General features: G+C 33.1%; 22 protein-coding genes. 8 read left to right on the top strand and 14 right to left on the bottom strand.

Annotation, left to right across the window (positions count from 1 at the left end; all coding sequences use genetic code 11):
* Nucleotide 1: 1 nt before the first annotated feature.
* Nucleotides 2–328, bottom strand: coding sequence for a hypothetical protein (locus Q0910_RS15925; protein ID WP_299218532.1), 327 nt, complete (start codon nt 326–328; stop codon nt 2–4).
* A 28-nt stretch (nt 329–356) separates the two neighbouring features.
* Here Q0910_RS15925 and Q0910_RS15920 point away from each other — a divergent pair, with 28 nt between their 5' ends.
* The 4 genes from Q0910_RS15920 to Q0910_RS15905 all read left to right on the top strand — a co-directional run bounded on the left by Q0910_RS15920 (nt 357) and on the right by Q0910_RS15905 (nt 3,054).
* Complete coding sequence (locus Q0910_RS15920) at nt 357–527, top strand: DUF5522 domain-containing protein (protein ID WP_158597013.1); 171 nt, start codon at nt 357–359, stop codon at nt 525–527.
* 82 nt (nt 528–609) lie between these two features.
* On the top strand, nt 610–1,140 hold the full coding sequence (locus Q0910_RS15915) for a DUF4136 domain-containing protein (RefSeq protein ID WP_299218530.1): 531 nt from the start codon (nt 610–612) through the stop codon (nt 1,138–1,140).
* 91 nt (nt 1,141–1,231) lie between these two features.
* Nucleotides 1,232–1,837 carry a DUF4230 domain-containing protein gene (locus tag Q0910_RS15910; RefSeq protein ID WP_299218528.1) on the top strand — a complete coding sequence of 202 codons (606 nt, stop codon included), beginning with the start codon at nt 1,232–1,234 and terminating at the stop codon, nt 1,835–1,837.
* 89 nt (nt 1,838–1,926) lie between these two features.
* Nucleotides 1,927–3,054, top strand: a complete 1,128-nt coding sequence (locus tag Q0910_RS15905) for a T9SS type A sorting domain-containing protein (RefSeq protein WP_299218527.1) — start codon at nt 1,927–1,929, stop codon at nt 3,052–3,054.
* On the opposite strand, the gene Q0910_RS15900 is transcribed toward Q0910_RS15905, so the two are convergent.
* The 12 genes from Q0910_RS15900 to Q0910_RS15845 all read right to left on the bottom strand — a co-directional run bounded on the left by Q0910_RS15900 (nt 3,055) and on the right by Q0910_RS15845 (nt 13,281).
* Nucleotides 3,055–3,588, bottom strand: coding sequence for a DUF2867 domain-containing protein (locus Q0910_RS15900; RefSeq protein WP_299218526.1), 534 nt, complete (start codon nt 3,586–3,588; stop codon nt 3,055–3,057).
* A gap of 1 nt (nt 3,589) precedes the next feature.
* Entirely contained in the window at nt 3,590–4,468 is an 879-nt protein-coding gene (locus tag Q0910_RS15895) for an ATP-binding cassette domain-containing protein (protein WP_299218524.1), read from the bottom strand.
* Nucleotides 4,465–5,136 (bottom strand): molybdate ABC transporter permease subunit, encoded by a 672-nt coding sequence (modB, locus tag Q0910_RS15890; protein WP_299218601.1) that lies wholly within the window; start codon nt 5,134–5,136, stop codon nt 4,465–4,467. Before modB ends, Q0910_RS15895 begins: the two co-directional genes overlap by 4 nt.
* On the bottom strand, nt 5,136–5,537 hold the full coding sequence (locus Q0910_RS15885) for a TOBE domain-containing protein (RefSeq protein ID WP_299218522.1): 402 nt from the start codon (nt 5,535–5,537) through the stop codon (nt 5,136–5,138). Before Q0910_RS15885 ends, modB begins: the two co-directional genes overlap by 1 nt.
* Nucleotides 5,537–6,304, bottom strand: a complete 768-nt coding sequence (gene modA, locus Q0910_RS15880; RefSeq protein WP_299218521.1) for a molybdate ABC transporter substrate-binding protein — start codon at nt 6,302–6,304, stop codon at nt 5,537–5,539. Before modA ends, Q0910_RS15885 begins: the two co-directional genes overlap by 1 nt.
* 13 nt (nt 6,305–6,317) lie before the next feature.
* Nucleotides 6,318–8,597 carry an aminotransferase class III-fold pyridoxal phosphate-dependent enzyme gene (locus Q0910_RS15875; RefSeq protein ID WP_299218519.1) on the bottom strand — a complete coding sequence of 760 codons (2,280 nt, stop codon included), beginning with the start codon at nt 8,595–8,597 and terminating at the stop codon, nt 6,318–6,320.
* A gap of 118 nt (nt 8,598–8,715) precedes the next feature.
* Entirely contained in the window at nt 8,716–9,165 is a 450-nt protein-coding gene (locus Q0910_RS15870) for a GNAT family N-acetyltransferase (protein WP_299218517.1), read from the bottom strand.
* Between the two features lie 28 nt (nt 9,166–9,193).
* Nucleotides 9,194–10,039: a hypothetical protein gene (locus tag Q0910_RS15865; RefSeq protein WP_299218515.1), complete on the bottom strand. Its 846-nt coding sequence runs from the start codon at nt 10,037–10,039 to the stop codon at nt 9,194–9,196.
* A 101-nt stretch (nt 10,040–10,140) separates the two neighbouring features.
* Nucleotides 10,141–11,442 (bottom strand): amidohydrolase, encoded by a 1,302-nt coding sequence (locus Q0910_RS15860; RefSeq protein ID WP_299218513.1) that lies wholly within the window; start codon nt 11,440–11,442, stop codon nt 10,141–10,143.
* 75 nt (nt 11,443–11,517) lie between these two features.
* Entirely contained in the window at nt 11,518–12,108 is a 591-nt protein-coding gene (locus tag Q0910_RS15855; RefSeq protein WP_299218511.1) for a Crp/Fnr family transcriptional regulator, read from the bottom strand.
* Nucleotides 12,109–12,164: 56 nt separating this feature from the next.
* Entirely contained in the window at nt 12,165–12,770 is a 606-nt protein-coding gene (locus Q0910_RS15850; protein ID WP_299218509.1) for a hypothetical protein, read from the bottom strand.
* A 55-nt stretch (nt 12,771–12,825) separates the two neighbouring features.
* A complete protein-coding gene (locus Q0910_RS15845) occupies nt 12,826–13,281 on the bottom strand; it encodes a DUF1572 family protein (protein ID WP_299218507.1) in 456 nt (151 codons plus the stop codon).
* Between the two features lie 230 nt (nt 13,282–13,511).
* Here Q0910_RS15845 and ssb point away from each other — a divergent pair, with 230 nt between their 5' ends.
* Nucleotides 13,512–13,844 carry a single-stranded DNA-binding protein gene (gene ssb / locus Q0910_RS15840; RefSeq protein ID WP_299218505.1) on the top strand — a complete coding sequence of 111 codons (333 nt, stop codon included), beginning with the start codon at nt 13,512–13,514 and terminating at the stop codon, nt 13,842–13,844.
* A gap of 42 nt (nt 13,845–13,886) precedes the next feature.
* Here ssb and Q0910_RS15835 read toward each other — a convergent pair whose 3' ends face one another.
* Nucleotides 13,887–14,387 carry a nicotinate-nucleotide adenylyltransferase gene (locus Q0910_RS15835; protein ID WP_299218503.1) on the bottom strand — a complete coding sequence of 167 codons (501 nt, stop codon included), beginning with the start codon at nt 14,385–14,387 and terminating at the stop codon, nt 13,887–13,889.
* A 271-nt stretch (nt 14,388–14,658) separates the two neighbouring features.
* On the opposite strand from Q0910_RS15835, the gene Q0910_RS15830 reads away from it, so the two are divergent.
* The 3 genes from Q0910_RS15830 to Q0910_RS15820 all read left to right on the top strand — a co-directional run bounded on the left by Q0910_RS15830 (nt 14,659) and on the right by Q0910_RS15820 (nt 20,606).
* Nucleotides 14,659–15,339 carry a Crp/Fnr family transcriptional regulator gene (locus tag Q0910_RS15830; protein WP_299218501.1) on the top strand — a complete coding sequence of 227 codons (681 nt, stop codon included), beginning with the start codon at nt 14,659–14,661 and terminating at the stop codon, nt 15,337–15,339.
* Between the two features lie 16 nt (nt 15,340–15,355).
* The gene (locus Q0910_RS15825; protein WP_299218499.1) at nt 15,356–18,889 is read left to right on the top strand and encodes a metallophosphatase; all 3,534 of its coding nucleotides are present in this window, start codon (nt 15,356–15,358) and stop codon (nt 18,887–18,889) included.
* A gap of 106 nt (nt 18,890–18,995) precedes the next feature.
* A complete protein-coding gene (locus Q0910_RS15820) occupies nt 18,996–20,606 on the top strand; it encodes a glutamate synthase-related protein (RefSeq protein ID WP_299218496.1) in 1,611 nt (536 codons plus the stop codon).
* Nucleotides 20,607–20,609: the final 3 nt, after the last annotated feature.

Raw genomic sequence — 20,609 nt, 5'->3', positions numbered from 1 at the left:
CCTATAAAAATTTAGTAAAACTCCAAAGTTTTCGGTTCTTTAGATAGGAAAGTTCTGTTTCCATTTCATATGCTTCTCGTTCAAAAGAAATATTACGATAAGCTGCCTGAGAATTTCTATATTGAAGCAATCGAATGATATATTCTGTAAAGTAGACAAAATAAAATGGGATTACCAATAATTCTGCTTGCTGTCTTAGATGAATTCTTTCATGATTTATAAAAACCTCATCTTCCTTTAGATGGTGATCTTTTACCACTATAAAAGGCCAAAGTGCGATTCCCACAAAATGACGACCTATCAAATATTTGTTAACTACAATTGGCATCTTACCGCAAGATAGTATTTTTGTAGCGATGAACAACCCAAAAAAAATACTAAAACCTGAGGAAGGAGACTACTATCTTACTCCTGAAGGGTATCGATGTTTTACAGAACAATATCACCTAAAAAGAGGGTATTGTTGTGAGAGTGGCTGCAGACATTGTCCCTATGGCTATGATAAAAAGACAAACAAGTATACCTAGAGTAGTTTTTATAGCACTCGTGGTATGATTATTGTGCCTGTTTTATTAAAAAAATATTGTTGAACACACAAAATACCGGATTATGAAATTTTACTCTCTCTTATCGCTAATCCTTATTATAACACTTAGCTCCTGCTCGAGTGTTAGGGTAGCTTCTGATTATGATAAACAAGCTAATTTTAGTAGTTACAAAAGCTACGCCTTTTTTAAACCAGGAATTGATAAAGCCGAAATTAGCGACCTAGACAAAAAACGTATTCTAAGAGCTATAGAAACAGATATGGCTGCTAAAGGATTTATAAAATCCGAAAACCCAGATGTATTGGTTAGTATCTTTACTAAAACTAAAGAAAATATAAACATTTACCAGAATAACTTTGGATTTGGTTATGGATGGGGATGGAACCCTTGGTTTTGGGGAGCAGGGCAAAATACTGTCTCCAGAACTACTGAAGGCACCCTATATATTGACTTGGTCGATGCCTCAAAAAAAGAATTGATTTGGCAAGGTATGGGGACAGCTGCTTTAACCGAAAAAGTAGACAAAAAACAGGAAAAAATGAATCAGATTGTCGCTGCAATACTAGAAAAATATCCACCTGAAATTAAATAGTTACCATAATACTTAATAACACCATAGCCTTTCTATTAACAGAAAGGCTATTTTTTTACGTACATTTATAGTAAACTTGACCAATAAAAATATGCGTAATTTTCTTCTAGGTGCATTAATTGCTGCATTCATTGCTTTAGGAATTAGTTATTTTATCATTCAATCTAAAACTCAAAAAACTGAAATACAGTCCTCTGATCTTATTTTAGATCAAATAAAAAATGTAGGCAAACTAGTGGTTACTGAAGGACATTTCTCTGAAGTTATCACTTATAAGGATGCTAAAAAATATTACCTTGATATCCTTACTGCAAAGAAAAAAGCTATTGTCGTAGTTAATGCCAGTGTAACGGTTTCTTATGATTTAAGTATGATCGAACACACTATAAATCAATCTAATAAAACAGTTACGATTACCAGTATTCCGGAAGCAGAAATCAATATCAACCCCGATATTAAATATCACGATCTGGAAGAAGATTTTTTTAATCAATTTAATCCCGAAGATCATAATCTTATTCAAAAAGAGGTTATTCGCCAACTTAATAAAAAGATAGAAGCTTCTACTTTAAAAAAGAATGCCGAAAATCGTTTAATTAGTGAACTTCAGAAAATATATATACTTACAAATTCCTTAGGTTGGAAATTGGTTTACAAAGGTAATTCAATTACTAACTCTGAACAGTTATTGCTCTAAAGAAATACTGCCCTTTTTGGGTAGGAAAACAAGTAGTTTTTATGCATAATTTAGCTATAATTCATACTATAAACCAATCGATTATTTTCATGAAATCTATCCCCATATCCCAATCCAATATTTTTGTTTTCTTTCTATTATTCAGTCAGTTTATAATTGCTCAAGCTCCTTATGGCAATGCTGGTGATCATACGGCTGTTACTTTAGAAAGCGCAGATGCTCCTAATGGGTATTATGAGTATTTACCTACGAACTTTGATCAAAGTTCCGGAAATACTTATGCATTGGTATTGTTTTTTCATGGAAAAGGAGAAAGAGGAGACGGAAATAGTAATCTAGATAAGGTTTTAAAGCATGGTCCTCCTAAATTGATAGAAAATGGAACCGATTTTCCTGCAATAGTTATTTCTGCTCAATCTCCAAAAAGCAGTGGTACTTTTAGTCCTTCTGATTTTACCAATCTGTACGACTATATAATTGCAAATTATCCTATAGATCTGAATAGAGTATATGTTACAGGCTTAAGCGCTGGTGGAGGTAGTACCTGGAATGCATTAAAAGCAGATTATACTAAAATTGCAGCTGCAATACCTATCTGTGGTGCAGGAGGAGTAAATAATCCATCAGATTTTTTGCAACAAACTCCCATATGGGCACATCATAATTTTAGCGATGGAACCGTCGGAAGAGGGCAAACCATAAACAATATGAATCGAATTGCTAATACTGGTAACTCCGTTATGGAAGTATACCCATACGGTTCTGGAGGCACCGTTGCTGATAATGATCAGACTATGCAATTTGATACTACAAACAAAGTCTGGTCATCTGCGATTGGAATTAATAGTCCTTCTGATAAAATGTCATTTACTTTATATCGGAATGGGGGTCACGATGCATGGACCAAAACATATAATAATCAAGATGTGTGGGATTGGTTATTTGCACAACGTCTAAATACCCTTAGTACAGAAGCGTTTGCAACCGTATCAACAAAAATTTACCCTAATCCAACCTCTGGTAGTATTATAATTGAAACTCAAAAGAATTTAGAAGAAAAATTAGAAATATATGATACAATCGGAAGAAAAATATATAATCGTATGGTAACGAACAATGAAGTAATTGATCTAACTTCACATGGATCTGGAATATATATAGCTAAAATTATCACTTCTTTAGGTGCCAAGAAATCGCTTAAAATTGTTGTACAATAATTAAAGAGCTCCTTTTTTTACTTCTTTAATCACACTTTTTAACATAGCTGGAACTATCAATTTATGAAATGGTTTTACAGGAAGAAAATATAATTTTCCGAACCAATTATTAAAATTTACCGTTGTAGAAATACTAAAATCTTTCTTATCATCTAGCTTTGGATCTAATAACAGCGAAACTCTAAAGTTAAGATGGGTGTCATCTTCACCCAAAATAATTTCATTCTCAGTTCTTTCAAACACTTTGAAAATTCCAACTTGTTCTCCGATATCAGCTTTAAAATTATCTAATACTTCTTCTCCCGCCTTTATCTTATCCCCAGTTTTCAAACCAAAAATCGAAACAATCTTATTTCTTAAAACAAATAATTTTCCAATCCACCCTGGTGAAGCCGAAAAGAAAGCTTTGGTTATAGTGATGATGTCAATAGTATCTTCTTTATCGGTAAACTCAGCTTTAAAACTATCTGAATAATCATAATTATCTTTCGAGAGTAATGATTCACAAGGGATGTATACTTTTTGGACTCTCATACTATTTCTCAATTTTAAGAAGAATAGGATTAAAAGCTTTAGAAGCTACAATCACTTTATCTCCAATTCCTAAGTCAGTAATTTCTGATTCTTGAGCAATTATTTTTACTACATTATTACCTATGAGAACAGTGACAATATAGACTACTTCTTCTTGCTCTATAGCAATCACTTCACCGGTAAACTGGAACTTACCACTGAGTCTATCATTAGTAAAAATGGCTGACGGATTACCTTGTTTACTGATTTTGCCAGCCTCAAGGCAGTATATTTCATCAGACATTTTTATGATCTCTCCCACATCATGACTTACTAAAATTGTTGTGAGTCCATACTGTCTATGTACTTTTAGAATGTAATCCTGTAACTTAGCTCGCATTTTAATATCCAGTGCAGAAAGTGGCTCGTCTAGCAGTAAGACCTCAGGTTTACGAACCAGAGCACGTGCCAACGCAACTCTTTGCTGTTGACCTCCAGATAATGTTTCAGGTTTTCTATCCTGTAATTCCTCTAACTCTACTATGGTAATCAACTCTTGGATAATACTTCTATCTTGACCTTTTTCTAGAGCGAACTCCAGGTTTCTTCTTACGGTCATATTAGGAAATAGCGCATAATCCTGAAAAACATATCCAATCTTGCGTTGTTGTGGGCTAAAATTTATCTTTTTTTTGCTATCCAACCAAACCTTATCATCAACTACAATTTGCCCTTTATCTGCCGATAATAATCCTGCTAGTATCCTAAGAGTAGATGTTTTTCCAGCACCAGAAGGTCCATATAAAGTAACAAATTGGCCCTTTTTAATATTGAGTTGAATGTCGAGAAGCATCTTTCCGTTAGCGGTACTGAGTGTTTTATGAATATGGGCTTCTATCATCTCCAAAACCTTTTAAGATATCCACCATTAATCAAATACACAGACAACAAGACTATAAATGTTATAATGACCAAAATCAGAGAATACGTATGCGCATTACTATAATTTAATGCTTCTACCTCATCATAAATAGCAATAGAAATCACTTTGGTTTTTTCCGGAATGTTTCCTCCGATCATTAAAACAACACCGAATTCTCCAACAGTATGCGCAAAAGCCAATACAATTCCTGTTAGTAATGAGGGTTTTATATTAGGCAATAATACGCTAAATAGTGTTTTTATTTTGGATTTACCCAATACGTATGAAGCCTCTGTTAGCGAAGTAGGTAAACTTGCTAAGCCGGATTGAATGGGATTAACCATAAAAGGCAAGCTATAAATAACAGATCCTATCACTAATCCCGAGAACGAAAAAATCAATCGAATTCCAAACCAATCTTGCAACCAACTACCAAAAGCATTTCCTGGACTAAAAGTCATTAATAAATAAAATCCTAAAACCGTTGGAGGTAATACCAAAGGCATACTCACCAAAGTTTCTATAACTGGTTTGATTCGAGATTTAGAATATGCTAACCAATACGCAAGGGGAATAGAAACTATCAATAGAATCATTGTAGTTACCAAAGCAAGCTTAGCTGTCAATATGATCGGGCTCCAATCCATCATCTGGAAATCATAATTTCGTTCACTTTAATCATAGCAGTTACTTCTTGATTTTCTGCTAACATCAGTTCGTCCAGTACTTCGGTAGCAAGAATAGCAATCATTTCTCCTATCTCCGAATTCAATAGTAACTTACTTAACAATACTCCTTTTTTAACCTCCTTAATGGTAGCTTTAATTTTATTTTGAATACTTATCGAAAGGGTATCTTCTGTACTGATGATTACCTCTGTTTCTTTAAACAAAACTTCTACAGCATTTTCTATCTTCAAGTAAGAAGCCGTTTCTGGAGTTTCTACTACAATAGTTTTAAGCTCAACCTGTTCATTTATCCGAACTGAAACCATTGATAAACTTTCGTTTACCTGTATATCTGATATATGTCCTGAGAAAGTATTCATTATTGAGCTACTAAATATCCGAATTCTTCCAGTATTTCTTTAGCTTCTTTTGAAAAAAGAAAATTGTAAAATTGCCGAGTGTCCTCGAAATCCCGGTTTTCCGTTTTAATCATAACCACTCCTTGTTCAATTGGTAGATACATCTTTTCATCTAATGCTATCCAATGTCCTTTTCCTTTCATTTTAGGAGATAATACCACAGATTTTGCTGTAAAGCCAATCTCCGAAGACTTTGAGGTAATAAACTGATTGGCTTGCGCAATACTTTCTCCATATACCAATTTGTCTTTGACCTGATTATAAATATTATTATTTTCTAACACTTCAATTGCTGCCTGTCCATAGGGTGCAGTTTTAGGGTTTGCCAAAGCAATGTGTTGTAAACTTTCATTAGTTAGTATCCCTAGAGAAGGTCTTATACTATCATACATAGACCACAATACCAATTGACCATACCCATAGATTTTAGGAGGATGAACAGCTAAATCACTTGCATAAATTTCATTTGGATATTTCATATTAGCCGAAACAAAGATATCATACGGAGCCCCTTCTTTAATCTGTGCAGTCAATTTACCAGAGGAACTGATAACAAGTTCACATTGTATTCCGGTTTGTTTTGTAAATGCTTTAGAAATTTTGGCTATCGAAAACTGCATATTAGCAGCTGCAGCGATCGTGATTACATCTCTTTCAGGTTGTTTACACCCTAAAAGCAATAAAAGGGTTATGATACTAATTGTAATGATTATTGTTGGTTTAGGCATTTGTATTCTTTCTTTAAAATCTTTTTTGTGTTTGATAATAACTTTCTAACACACTGTCAATAGCACCCACAACTTCTTTAGCATTTTCTTTTGTAAAACATAAAGGTGGTTTCGTTTTCAGTACACTATCATCAGGTCCATCCGTGCTGATGAGTATGAATTTATCTCGTAATTCATTTTTAATATGATGTGCTAGAACTCTATTGGTTTCACGATTTTCTCCTTTTATGATTTCGATTCCTAAAAACAAACCGGATCCTCGCACATCACCAATACAATCGTACTTTTTCTGAAGTTCGGATAAGATGGATTTATAATAATCACCAACCTCTTTAGCATTCTCTTGTAATTTTTCTTCTTCAATTACTTCCAACACCGATAATCCAATGGCGCAAGAAACAGGATTTCCTCCAAAAGAGCTAAAAAACTCCACTCCTTTACCAAAAGATTCGGCTATTTCATCAGTAGTAATAACTGCACCCATTGGATGCCCATTCGCGATTGGTTTCCCAACAATAACCATATCCGGAATAACATTTTGCGCTTCAAATCCCCAAAAGTGATCTCCTAAACGACCAAAGCCTGTTTGAACCTCATCACTAATACAAATTCCACCTTGCTTCCTGATTACCGGATAAATTTCTTTTAGATATCCTTCTGCAAGAGGTACTTGTCCTCCACATCCTACGACAGGTTCTGTAATAAAAGCAGCAATAGGATGATCAGTATCTTCTATTTGTTTCACTGCTTCTTCAGCATATAATTTACCTGCATTTTGTCCGGTATGTTTACCTCTGTAAGTATCCGGAATTTGAGTTTTTAGAATGTATTCTTTTTGTCCTTGTCCCTTTGGATTATTGAATTTATAATCGCTAATATCAATAGAAATCTGGGTATTGCCATGATATCCGTGTTCCATGATCATTATGTTTTTATGTCTGGTATGCGCATACACCATTCGCATGGCCAAATCACTGGCTGCACTTCCTGAGTTTACAAAAAACACTTTGTTGAGTGTTTTTGGGAATTTTGACAACAACTTTTCGGCATAGGTAGGTAACAGGTCATAAAGATATCTGGTATTCGTATTCAATTGAGCCATTTGTCTTTGCCCAGCTTCCACTACTTTGGGATGTGAATGTCCGACGTGTGGAATATTATTATAAGCATCTAAAAAGGTATTACCATCGGCATCATACATATACTGAAAAGCCGAACGACTCATAAAAACAGGTTCTTTATAGCTTAAAGACAGAATAGGACTTATATACTGATATCTTATTTTGATCTCCTCTTCGGTGGATGGTGTTTTATGAACCGATAATCCTATTGCTTTCCTGAACACGTTCTCTGCTCCGATCGGATTAATTCTTAACCATTTGTACAACATCTGCCAGGCGAATTTTTCACTAACAGTAGCATATGCATTATCAGGATTTATTTTTCGAGAATGTGCAGAATTACATACGCTCGTACAAAGTCTTGCGGCGATCAGGTAATACAAGACTTTAATCTCTTTTTCTTCCAAAGGAAGAACGCTGTGATACGCTTTTATAATAATTGGCACCCAACCTAATGGGTTTTCTTTATCATAACACGCATAGGTAATGGCAATCGCTAATTCATTAATTACATGTGAATGTGCTAAATCTCCAAAGTCAATGATTCCCGAAACTCTTCCATTTTCTACCAGAACATTCCATTCATTCGCATCATTATGGATTACTTGCTTTCTTAATTCCGGTAATAATGGAACTATATTTTCTTCAAACTGCTGAAAAAAATAGCGTGCTACATTCCTGTCGTGTGGATCAATAATATCATCCAGGTATTTTTTATTTAAATGTAAATATTGAATATCCCATTCCCATTGTCTTGCTTTCAACACATAGCTATCAAATTTTCGGAATTTAATATCCATTTCAGCAAGAAAGGTTCCCAATGACGAAAATAGTTCTTCTGTAGATTCTATATCACCTAAAAATTTACCATCCAAAAACGAAAGCATTCTACAGATCGTTTTAGACCCATCTATTTCTAATACTTTTATAAAATTACCATCCGTAAAGGAAATGGGTTTCGGAAATATATCCGTGTCTTTTTTCTCAAGGTGGAGAAGTGCCTCGTTTTCCGCTTCAAGAATAGCCAGTAATTCTTTAGTATAAGAATACGTTTTAAAAATATACTGTGTAGATTTAGTTTTGACAATATAATTGACATTATCATAGCCATTCAATCTTTTGATTTCAGCGGTATCAAATCCGAATTCAGTTTCTAAGAGTTTATTTATCATTGTGTGAATGAGAAAAGTGTTTCTTGCAAATGAGTTTTTAGAATCTTACTATAAATATACTGTATCCAACCTGCATTCACGAAAAGAATCCATTATAAATTTTGACAGTTTTAGTCACTTAAGAATTTTTATCTATCTGTAATTCCATTAGATACAAATCCAAGCCTGGTCCCCAATAATTCTTTTCTAATTTTTTTAATATAAACCCAAACTTATCAAAAAACTTATATGCAAGTTGTGATGTAGTTACCACTACTTTTTCTAATGCTAAATTCAATTTCAAAATTGACAAGCAACGTTCTACCATCTTTTTCCCTAATCCCAATCCCGTATAATTAGGATGAAAAAATATCCAAGTTATTCGACCGGCGTTATCTTTTTCTTGAAAATCATATCCTGCTCCTCCGACGATTTTGTTTTCATATTCAATTACCAAATAAGTAGCACTATGTTGTTTTAAATATTCTTCAAAATCGTTCACCTCTTTTGGATCAAAATATATTGGCGTATTGAGGTTAAAAATCTCAACTAATTCTTTTTTATCATGTAACTCGTACGGTCGTATCATACTTAACATCTTAAAAACAATACAATTCTTAATGTATCTGAATCGAAAAATTATCCACAAAAAATTCCATATCTTCAGCTGTTGGATTAGCTGTAGCTCCGATTTGTATTCTTTCGTAAAAAGCAGGTTCTTGTAAATTGAAATCAATTCCATTTTCAGCAAAAACATCTCTAAAAATTGCTGCATTGGGCATATTCATGCCATTACTTGTGATAACTTCATTATTATTTATAACTAGCTTATTCACTCCATCCTCATTATCGGATAAAGTTAATTCCCAACGAACAGAAACCCATTCGTTTCTGGGAAATTGAAATGTTGTTTGAGTAAGAGTACTTGCAGAAATTTTTCCTCTTTCTATTGACAAGAAATCATTTCCTCCTGACATTTTTAAACGTACTCCCGGGCATTGGTTATCCCCATCTGATGATGGATCAGCATCCACAGATGGATCCCAGCAAGAGCAACATTCTAAATCAATCAAAAACAAGTTTTCTAAATTGGCAGTGGAGTTAAGATAAAAATCCGCCTGGATGATCACTTTATCACTTACAAAAGCTTTAAATCCACCTTTCTCAATATCCATTTTTGACAATAGATTATCTGACTTAAAGGCGAATATTCTCAATGCATTGTTTCCTTCTGAGAACCTAGTATTAGAAATCGTAATCTCATTTGTTTGACCTGAAGGATTTGATTGCTGTATGTTAGACCATCTACTATTATCTGAAAGAAAAAGCTCATCAACACTACTGCTCTGAGTTTCGAATCCGTCTTCAAACAAAAAGGATGGAGCAGTTTCTATCAAAGTATCGTCATTACTGGAACAAGCAATACAAAAAGCTAGAATAATTATTACATATAATATCTTCATGACAAACTAAGGATTTGTTATGAAGATACTATATTTATTTCATACTCATAATGACCACAAAGCCAAGGAAGCATCATTTTTTTTTCAAGATTTATGAGTACTTATTGATCCAATCTTTCAACAATCATTGATGAGAAATAATTTACGCCTGTCTTAATACAGTTCTCATCAATCGCAAAATTTGGAGCATGCGGCATCGAGATAATTCCTTTTTCAAAATTAGAACCTCCTAAGAAAAAATATACACCAGGCACTCTTTCTTGAAAATAAGCAAAATCATCACCACGACCGTCTGGCATTTCTCCATATAGCCTGATTACATTTTGCTGTCCATAAACTGCAGAAATGGAATTCATAGCTTCATTCGTTAACTTTTTATTATTCATAAGATTCGCTCGATCCCCAGAATACGATACATTTATCAACTTCTCTGAATATTTTGATGACTGAATCTTCTGTTTTACTTGAAGCAAAATTTTAGCTAATTCATTAAAGATACTAGAGCCAACATACGTTTTAATTGATATTAGATCATCCGTCTTTTTAATATTAAAATTATCATACACCGTTATATAATCTTTAAAAATGGTATTCGGATTTGCTAAACCAATAGTAGGACTTAACAAACTTTGTGGATCAAAAAACTCACTACCAGCCACTACATTTTGAAAGCTTTTAAGCAATGTTTTGGTGTACTCAAGCACAGCGTCATTATCAGCTGAGTTTTTATAAACCACTTCTATCATTTTATAATCAGCAAATAGCCATTCTGGTTTGGTTGAAATCATTGTTGCAGGTAGTGGAGCGATATGTGCTCCATATATTTCATCTGGATTAATAATATCAAATAAGCCATCTTCTATCATTGCCTGTGCTCCTTTATAATTCTCTTCAGAAGGTTGAAAAATAAAATAAACCGTTCCTTCTAATTGATCTTTTTGACTCGCTAGTACATTAGCAATCCCTAATGCGATAGTGGCATGCACATCATGTCCACAAATATGGCGAACACCCTCTTTTTTTGATTTAAAATCTACCACATCTGGTATATCAGATGGCATCGCATCAATATCTGCTCTCCATGCAATTTTCTTTCCTTCTTTTGCTCCTTTTAAAATACCAACAACACCATTTCCTCCAATATCCGTTTTAACCTCTAATCCAATAGAGAGTAGATATTCTTTTATTTTATGGGCTGTTCTTTTTTCCTGTTCTGACACTTCAGGGTTCATATGAAAATCTCTACGGATTTTTACAAGATCGTCAAAAATATCATCCGTCTGTTGTTGTATATCTTGATGAATTGAAGATGTGTTATTTGTATTTTGTCCTAAAGCGATTAATCCACAAATAAGAAATTGTATCGTTATTGCAGATTTCAGTAAGTTTTTATAAGAAGTCATTTTTACTGTATTTAAATTTATGCTGTAAAAATGTGATATAATTAAATAATGTACCTGACACATATGTGACAAAAATTATCTTTTCGCAATTTTACTTCGTATTCTGCTCAAAGATTGGCGTTCTATACCTAAATAAGTTGATAAATGGGATAAGCTTATTCTATTAATAATATCTTTATTATGCGCTACAAAGTCTAAGTATCTTTCTTCGGCATTTTTAAATAGAAAACTCTCTACTCTATCTGTTTGGAAAGTCAATACATATTCGGCAATTAATCTTCCATACATCTCACTTCTCTTATACTTCTTATATCCTTCTTGAATTTTATCATAAGGTAACTTTATAATGACAGACGGTTCCAAGCATTCAATAAAATACTTAGATGGTATTTGTCTAATAAAAGCTGGGTAATCTGTGGCATAATTATTTTCGTTTACAAAACCTGTCGTTATCTTATTTCCTTTTTCGTTAATATAATATCGTCTTAAGAGACCTTTACATACGAATGCAACTTCTTTCTGAACTTCTCCGCTCTTGAATAAGAATTCTTTCTTATCATATTCTTCTATAGTGAGATATGAACGTAAAAACTTCAATTCTTCTAAGTTCAAATCAGGAAATAATTTGATATAAGATTTATAATATTCCTGGTATTCTTCTTTCAAATTCTTCTATTTTTAAATACTTTCAACAAAATGTTACACAAAAAGAAAACTATATTTTAATCACAGTTGATATTTAAATGCACCTCTTTAAGCTGATTCCAAATAGGATGATTCACTTCTTTAGGAGACAAGTAAAACCAAACCAAATGTTTTTTTCTAGCATTACAATATTCATATTTAATGTTTGCATTTACCGTAATCATATCTTTAGCAAAAAATTCATCATAAAGTTTTATTGAACCTTTGTAATGATTATGCTCAATTTTCTGCATCGAAGATTGTGTCTCAGGAATGTCTTTAAAGAAACTAAAATTCGTGATGGCTCCAGTATTCATAAGTCCGTCAAAGTAAATATTCATGATGTTTTCTAATGTCGCCTCATTTAATGTTGGGTCTTCTTCTAAGACCCATAGAAAAACATAAGAAAAATAATCTTCAGTATTTGTTTCTCCCCAACCTGGTGCAAATCGAATATGTTCTTCTCCTTCATAATCTAAATCCCCTGCAAATATTAATGGGAACTCTAATACTTCGCTGCGCCAATCATTTTTTGCTTCAAGAACATTATTTATATTATTATGTAATCTGAAATAAAGATATCCGGCACCTATAACGATTAGTATTATTAAAACGAGTAATATTTTCAGTAGTTTTTTTAGCATAACAATAGTATATCAAAACTCTTTTTTATTCTATGATCATATCTACTTTTCTAAACTAAACGTCTAGTATTCTTCTATGATAGTTTATTTGTCCTAAATGATAGGTTAAATGTGTAGTGAGGTGTATAAAAAACCTTAGCGTACTTGGATTCTTATCCATCAGTACTCTGGGATATTCTTTTTGTAGATCTTCTTGAGTTACTTCATCTAATGAATCTTGTACAATGGTCATCGTTTCATTTACCATAGATATCAGTTGTGATTTAGGCAAATTTTTTAACGAAAACTCTTTATCTCTTTCTCTAATGTATCCGGTTTTACCAAATTCTGCACCTATATAGGTATTGAGATTACCGACAAGATGCAAGCACAGGTTTCCAGCAGAATTACTGATATCTTTTGTTTCGATCCATAGATTTTCTTCTTTGGAATACGCATTCACTTCTGCTTTCAATTTTGTCAAATCTCTATCAAAGATTGTTTTCAAGACCGCTATAATTGAATCATTCATAAGTTTTTATATACTGTTTTATTAATATTTCTAAGGTATCAATTTTTTATTCAAAACTACTTTTTTTAATTGTTTTCAAACGACTACAAACGCTTACAACCGAAAATAAACACTTCCTAACCGAATCTAGTGATCGTCTGATTCTAAGTTTGCATCATCGAAACATAAGAACTCGATACTATGAATTCTTTAATCTACCTGTTATAGACAGGCTCTTAAAAATTAAAATTATGAACACACTTAAAAACAAAGTACAGTTAATTGGAAACTTAGGACAAGAACCAGAAATCGTAAACCTGGATTCTGGAAGAAAATTAGCAAAATTCTCTATCGCTACAAACGATTACTACTACAATAAAGCAGGTGATAAAGTTACCGATACACAATGGCACAATATTGTAGCTTGGGGAAAAACGGCAGAAATCATCGAAAAATATGTAAATAAAGGCCAGGAGGTGGCTATAGAAGGCAAACTTACATCACGTAGTTATGATGATAACGAAGGTAATAAAAGGTACATCACAGAAGTAGTCTGTAATGAGTTTTTGATGCTAGGGAAATAGTTAGAAAGGAGCTGTGTGAAATTCATACAGCTCCTTTCTATTTTAGAGAAATTTACCAAACTCATCTGTTTTGACCTTTATACGTTTTTTACCGTTTTGTAATCTAAGCTTGTACTTTTTAGTGACTCCTTTTTCGCTATGATAATTGACTAAATAAACATCCTTTGCGATTACCCAACCAGGAAATCTCTTTGTTACTGCCTCTATTACATTTCTTGGTAGCTTCACATTTTTAAATTTCTCTATAGTACGTAAGACTTTTCCATTTTTATCATAAGCCGCTAGTATCTTACCATCAGGAATATAAAAAGACACATGATATAGTTCATACTCGTCTTCATAAACATCCGAATTCTTCAAATCATATGAAGCTACTTCTTTTTGTAATAAATCAACGGATAAAGGCTCATCACCAGAGTCCAAAGCCCTTAAGTATTTATAGTTTGTAGCAATAATAACAACCTCTGGTAATTCTTCTGTTTTCTGCGAAAAAGAAGGAATCGTTAACCCTAAAAACAATAAACTGACAACGATCTTTTTCATGACATATCCATTATAATTAATAAAATATTCTATGCTCAAATTATTATAGACATAACTATTTTACTATGATAATTATCAGTTATAAGGCTTTATCACAAACTCAACTTGATATCCTCTGTAGATATATGAGACTTTATAGAAGTATCTTCTAATAGGGTAAAAAACAGCAAATAACACCAGATTGTCGTCTGAAGTAACTTCTGCTAATTAATTCATAGTCAGTACTATTAAAATTTATTACATTTAACAACACTAATCAAACCTCGCCTAATTGAATACATATACTAAATACTGGTTTCTGGAAGGCTTTAACCTTTTCAACAAACTAGGAAGAATCACCATGATGCGCATGTGTGAAATCCTGGAAATGGACAGTATTGATAAAGGAACTACCATCCAATTACTTAATAATGATAAAAAAAGTATTTTTTTCCTTAAAAAGGGAACTGTAAAAATCATAGATACCGTTAACAAAAATGTAAAATACATTGTCAAAAAAGGACACATATTTGGTGAACTATCACTTTATAATGAACAAGCCGCAACAGAAGAACAAGCTATCGCCTTAGAAGACTGCATCGTCTGCTATATAGAGTCTGAACGAATGGAAAGCATTATGGAGAAACATAAATCTCTTAAAAACGGTGTTCTAAAAGTCTATGGTTTACGTATCAAAAAATTAGAAAGACGATTACAGGACTTACTCTATAAAGATAGTGCTACGCGAATTAAAGAATTCATTTTTGACTATATCCAAGAGTTTGGCGAACAAAACAATACTAGAATAATTGCCAAAAATCTCTTGTCACATAAAGATATTGCTAATCTAACAAATACATCCAGGCAAACTGTAAGTAACGTGTTAAGCTCTCTAAGAAAAGATGCCACTATAGATTATAATTCGCAAAATATTTCACTACCAAAGACTCAAAAGCAACAGGATAATATATAAACTCATCTATTAAGATATGAAACACACACAATCAAAAATCATCTTAATTATTCTCTTCTTATTTTCTATTAAATCTATTAATGCTCAAGAAATAGAAACCTCTATTTTTATTACTGCTAATACCAGTGAAGATGAAAATCAAAGTATTTTAAGAAATATAGAATCAATTTCTAATCAAACTAAAAATGCTACCTTACTAATAGTAGGTAACACTGCCGATCCTCAAAGTATTAAAAAAGGTTCTTCCAAAACATCTGTTGGAAAACAATTAGACATCATTGCTGATTTTAATGGAGAGATTATTTTTACTCCAGGTTATAATGAATGGAAATCCGCAGGTTATAAAAATGTAAGAGGAATTGAAAAATTTATTCAAAAAAATAGTAAAGCTAAATATTACCCAGATGATGGCTGTCCTATCAAGAAAAAAGACATATCTAAAAATGTAGTCTTAGTGGCAATCGATTCCCAATGGTATCTAGAAAATTGGAATAAAAACATCTACATCAATGATGATTGCGATATCAAAAACAGAACACAATTTTTTCTAGAATTTGAAAGTATTCTGAAAAAGAACCAGGATAAAATCAAAATCATAGCCATTCATCACCCAATACACACCTATTCTAAACAAGGACTATTATCTAATACGGCAGGTGCCTCTATACAAGATTTTGAAAATAAACAGTATCGTAATTTTAGAAATAGAATTACCACCATGGCTCGACAAAATGAAAATGTAATCTTTGTATCCGGAAAAGATAAAAACCTACAATACATAAATAAATATGGAATCCCACAAATTATAAGTGGTGCTATCGGAAAAACTGAACGGGTTAAAAAAGCCCTCGAAGGAGATTTTGCAAGTACGCAAAAAGGATATGCTAAATTAGATATTTATACAGATGGTAAAGCTAATGTTTATTATTACTCTTTGGAAAATGGAAATACAACTCCCCTATTTAACACGACTGTATTACGAAATGAAAAAGCAAAAACTTCATATATACTAAAGCCTGTTACTAGTTTTCCAGCAACTCAGAGTTCATCTGTTTATAGTCTTGACGAAACTAAGAAAAGTAAATTATACAAAGGTTTATGGGGACAACATTACAGAACATATTATAGTAAACCGGTACAAGCCAAGGTAGCTCTTTTAGACACCCTTAAAGGAGGTTTAACACCTGTCAGAAAAGGAGGAGGGCATCAATCCAACTCACTTAGATTAGTCGATAAAGACGGTAAACAATATGTAATGCGTGCACTACGGAAAAGCGCTACAAAATTTATTCAGTCGACAGCGTTTCTTGATAAATATGTAAAAGAAGATCTACAAGATAGTTATGCAGATCGATTTTTATTAGATTTCTATACTACTGCACATCCTTATACCCCTTTTGCTATAGGAACATTATCAGATGCCGTTGATGTATTTCATACCAACCCAAGTTTATATTATATTCCAAAACAAGAAACCCTTGGTGAATTCAATACCGGTTTTGGAGATGAATTATATTTAGTAGAAGAACGAGCAGAATCCAGTCATAGTGATTTGGCATCTTTTGGGAAACCTAAAAAGATTCTTAGTTCTAATGATGTATTACAGGAAGTACATAAAACTGGTAAATCCATAGTAGATGAACCCTCTTATATCCGAGCGCGATTATTTGATATGTTAATTGGTGACTGGGATCGACATCCAGATCAATGGAGATGGGCTTTATTCGAAAAAGAAGATGGTACAGAAATCTGCAAACCAATTCCCAGAGATCGAGATCAGGCATTTTCTGTTTTTGATGGTGCCATTGTTAGCTTCTTAACTCATGCCATACCTGGTTTAAGAAAAATGCAATCTTATGATGACCAACTACGTAGCCCCAAATGGTTTGGTCAGACTCCATATCCATTAGATATAACTTTTATTAATGGTTCGGACTGGTCTAAATGGAAAGAACAAGCTACTTATATTCAGGAAAATCTTACGGATGAAGTAATAGAAAATGCTTTTGAAAATCTTCCTCAGGAAATGAAAGGTGAGACCATTGATGATATCAAAAAGAAACTGAAAGGAAGAAGGTCTAATATTGTCGATATTGCCCAAAAATATTATAAACACCTCAACAATTTTGAAGTAATAACAGGCACTCAAAAAGATGATATTTTTAATATAAAAAGATTACCAAATGGCCAGACCAATATAGAAATCCAAAGAAAAGATATTGGTATCCTGAATAGAACCTTTAATAAAAAAGAAACTAAGGAAATTTGGCTATATGGATTAGATGGTAATGATACCTTTAATGTAGAAGGAAAAGGTAACAACCTAATTGATATAAAAGTAATTGGAGGTAAGAAAAATGACATCTATGACTTCAAAAACACAAAAAAAATTAAGTTATATGATTATAAAAATAAAAATAACACTATTGTAAATAAACGCTCTAAAAAATGGCTTGTAGACGATTATGATGTTAATAATTATGATTACAAAAAAACAAAATACTCCTTTAATCAAATACTTCCATTAATAGCATATAATCCGGATGATGGGCTACGAGTTGGTGTATTAGATAATTTCACCTATTATGGATTACAAAGAAATCCATTTACCCAGAAACATTCTATTAGCGCATCTTTCTATAGCGGTTCAGGAGGATTTGATGTCTCTTACAAAGGTGAATTCTCTCACATATTCCATAATTGGAATTTTGGTGTAGAAGGTTTGTACACCAGTCCAAGTTTTGCCCAAAACTTCTTTGGTTTTGGTAATGAAACAGATTATGACAGAGATGTTGTAGATTTAGATTTTAATCGAGTTAGACTTAGAAAATGGAATGCTGCAATCTCTTTAATTTGGAGAGGAAGAGATGGAGGGTATTTCCAGTTTAAACCTCTTATAGAATCCTTCGAATTAGAAAATACAAATGGTCGCTTTGTTAATACTATACCCATCACTAATGATGTTTTTGATCAGCAAACCTATGCTGGGGTTGAAGTTACTTATAATTTTAAAAATAAAAATGATATAGCATTTCCAACGCTGGGGATGGAAATAGGAATTACGGCAGGATATAAAACGTTGATTGATGGAGGAGATAACGATAATAGTTTTGGTTATATCGAGCCTAAAATTGATATCAACCATAAATTAAATAAAAGAGGAAACCTTGTATTTGCTACGGAAATTGGAGGGGAAATCCTTTTAGGTGATAATTTCGAATTTTATCACGGTGCGCAAATTGGCGGAATAAAAGGCTTACGAGGTTTTAGAAATGAGAGATTTTTAGGTAAATATGCTGCATATCAAAATACCGATTTACGACTTAAACTTGGTAAATTTAAGACTAGTTTTATTCCTGTTAAATATGGAATGACAGGAGGCTTTGATTATGGTCGAGTATGGTTAGAAAATGACAACTCAGATAAATGGCATAACAGTGTAGGAGGATCTTTCTGGATTAGTGGATTAGATTCTTTTGCGGCAAACCTAGGGTATTACGCAAGTTCTGACGGGGCAAGAATAGTATTCGTTCTCGGATTTGCTTTTTAAAACCTCAACATTTATGAAAGTTCCTTTAAAACATTGAGACCAAACAAAATGTTTGTTCCTTTTAAGAATATAATAAACTCCACTAACATCAAAATTGAATTAACTTATGAAAAAACCTATAGCAATTGTCCAGATCAGTGATTTAGAAAACAAAAAACCAACTCCCGCATTGGTTAATGGATTAGATCTCGTTATTGTAAAATTTGACGAAGAAATTTCGGTGCTGTATGGTAGATGCTTACATAGAGGTGCATTGATGGCTGACGGTCATATAGATGGGCATAATCTTATCTGTGGCGTTCATGGTTGGGATTATCGATATGACACTGGTGTTTCGGAATATAACAACAAAGAAGTTTTACATAAGTTTAGTACTAAAATCGATGGAGATACTTTATACGTTGACGAAACTGAAATTAACGATTATCTTCATGATCATCCACAACCCTTCAATAGAGATGAATATTTAGGAGCTTATGCTGATACACATCCAGAAGACACAGAGCCATATACAGGATATATCAAAGAACTGGCTAAAAACGGTTTAAAAAACCTTGGTCATCATGGATTTTCTGCCTCAATGGGTGTGGATAGAAATACACTTCCTAAATGGAATGATATCCAATTTTTGCCAGCTCAATTAGCAAGTAGACCCTTATTAGATCATGAAGAAGTAGCCACCAAAGTGATAATCGGGCCCAAAGCGAAAAAACCGTTAAGCCTAGATATTCCATTATTTGTAAGTGACATGAGTTTTGGAGCCTTGTCTAGAGAAGCCAAAATTGCTTTATCTAAAGGTGCAGAAATGGCCGGAACAGGAATTTGTTCTGGAGAAGGTGGAATGTTACCACAAGAACAGGAAAGTAACACTAAATATTTTTATGAATTAGCATCCGCTCAATTTGGATTTTCCTGGGATAAATTAGATAAAGTGCAAGCATTTCATTTTAAAGGAGGGCAAGGTGCAAAAACGGGTACAGGAGGTCACTTACCAGGAAACAAAGTAAGCAAAGAGATTGCAGAAGTTAGAGGTTTAAATCAAGGCGAAACTGCTATTTCTCCAGCAACATTTCCTGATTTTCATGGGGTAAAAGATTTTAAAGCCTTTGCAGAACAAGTTCGTGAACGAACCGGTGGTATTCCAATTGGTTTTAAAATTGCCGCCAGCCATATCGAAAAAGATATTCAATTTGCGCTGGATGTCGGTGTAGATTATATAATCTTAGATGGTCGTGGTGGTGGAACGGGATCTGCTCCTACTATTCTGCGTGATAATATTAATGTTCCCACAATTCCCGCATTGGCAAGAGCTAGAAAATATCTTGATAAAGTAGGTGCTACAGATGTTACCTTAATTATCACTGGAGGATTAAGAATAACAGAGGATTTTGCCAAAGCAATGATGTTAGGAGCCGATGCTATTGCTGTTTCTAACTCAGCATTGCAAGCTATTGGCTGTTTAGGAATGCGCGCTTGTGGAAGTAACAACTGTCCAGTAGGTATCGCTACGCAAAAAGAATCTTTAAGAAGTAGATTGATTATAGAATCATCAGCAAAACAATTACACAATTATTTTGACGCAACCAATAGCTTAATTAAAGTTATTGCAAGAGCTTGTGGATATGATGACGTATCTAAATTTAATCTAGATGACTTATCCACTTTTGATCAGGACATGCACAGATTGACAGGTATCAACTATGCAGGTGTTTTATAACAA

The sequence above is a fragment of the uncultured Aquimarina sp. genome (assembly GCF_947495315.1).
GTDB lineage: Bacteria > Bacteroidota > Bacteroidia > Flavobacteriales > Flavobacteriaceae > Aquimarina.
The sequence above is the reverse complement of the archived record's forward strand: the minus strand, read 5'-3'. Positions and strand labels throughout refer to the sequence as shown.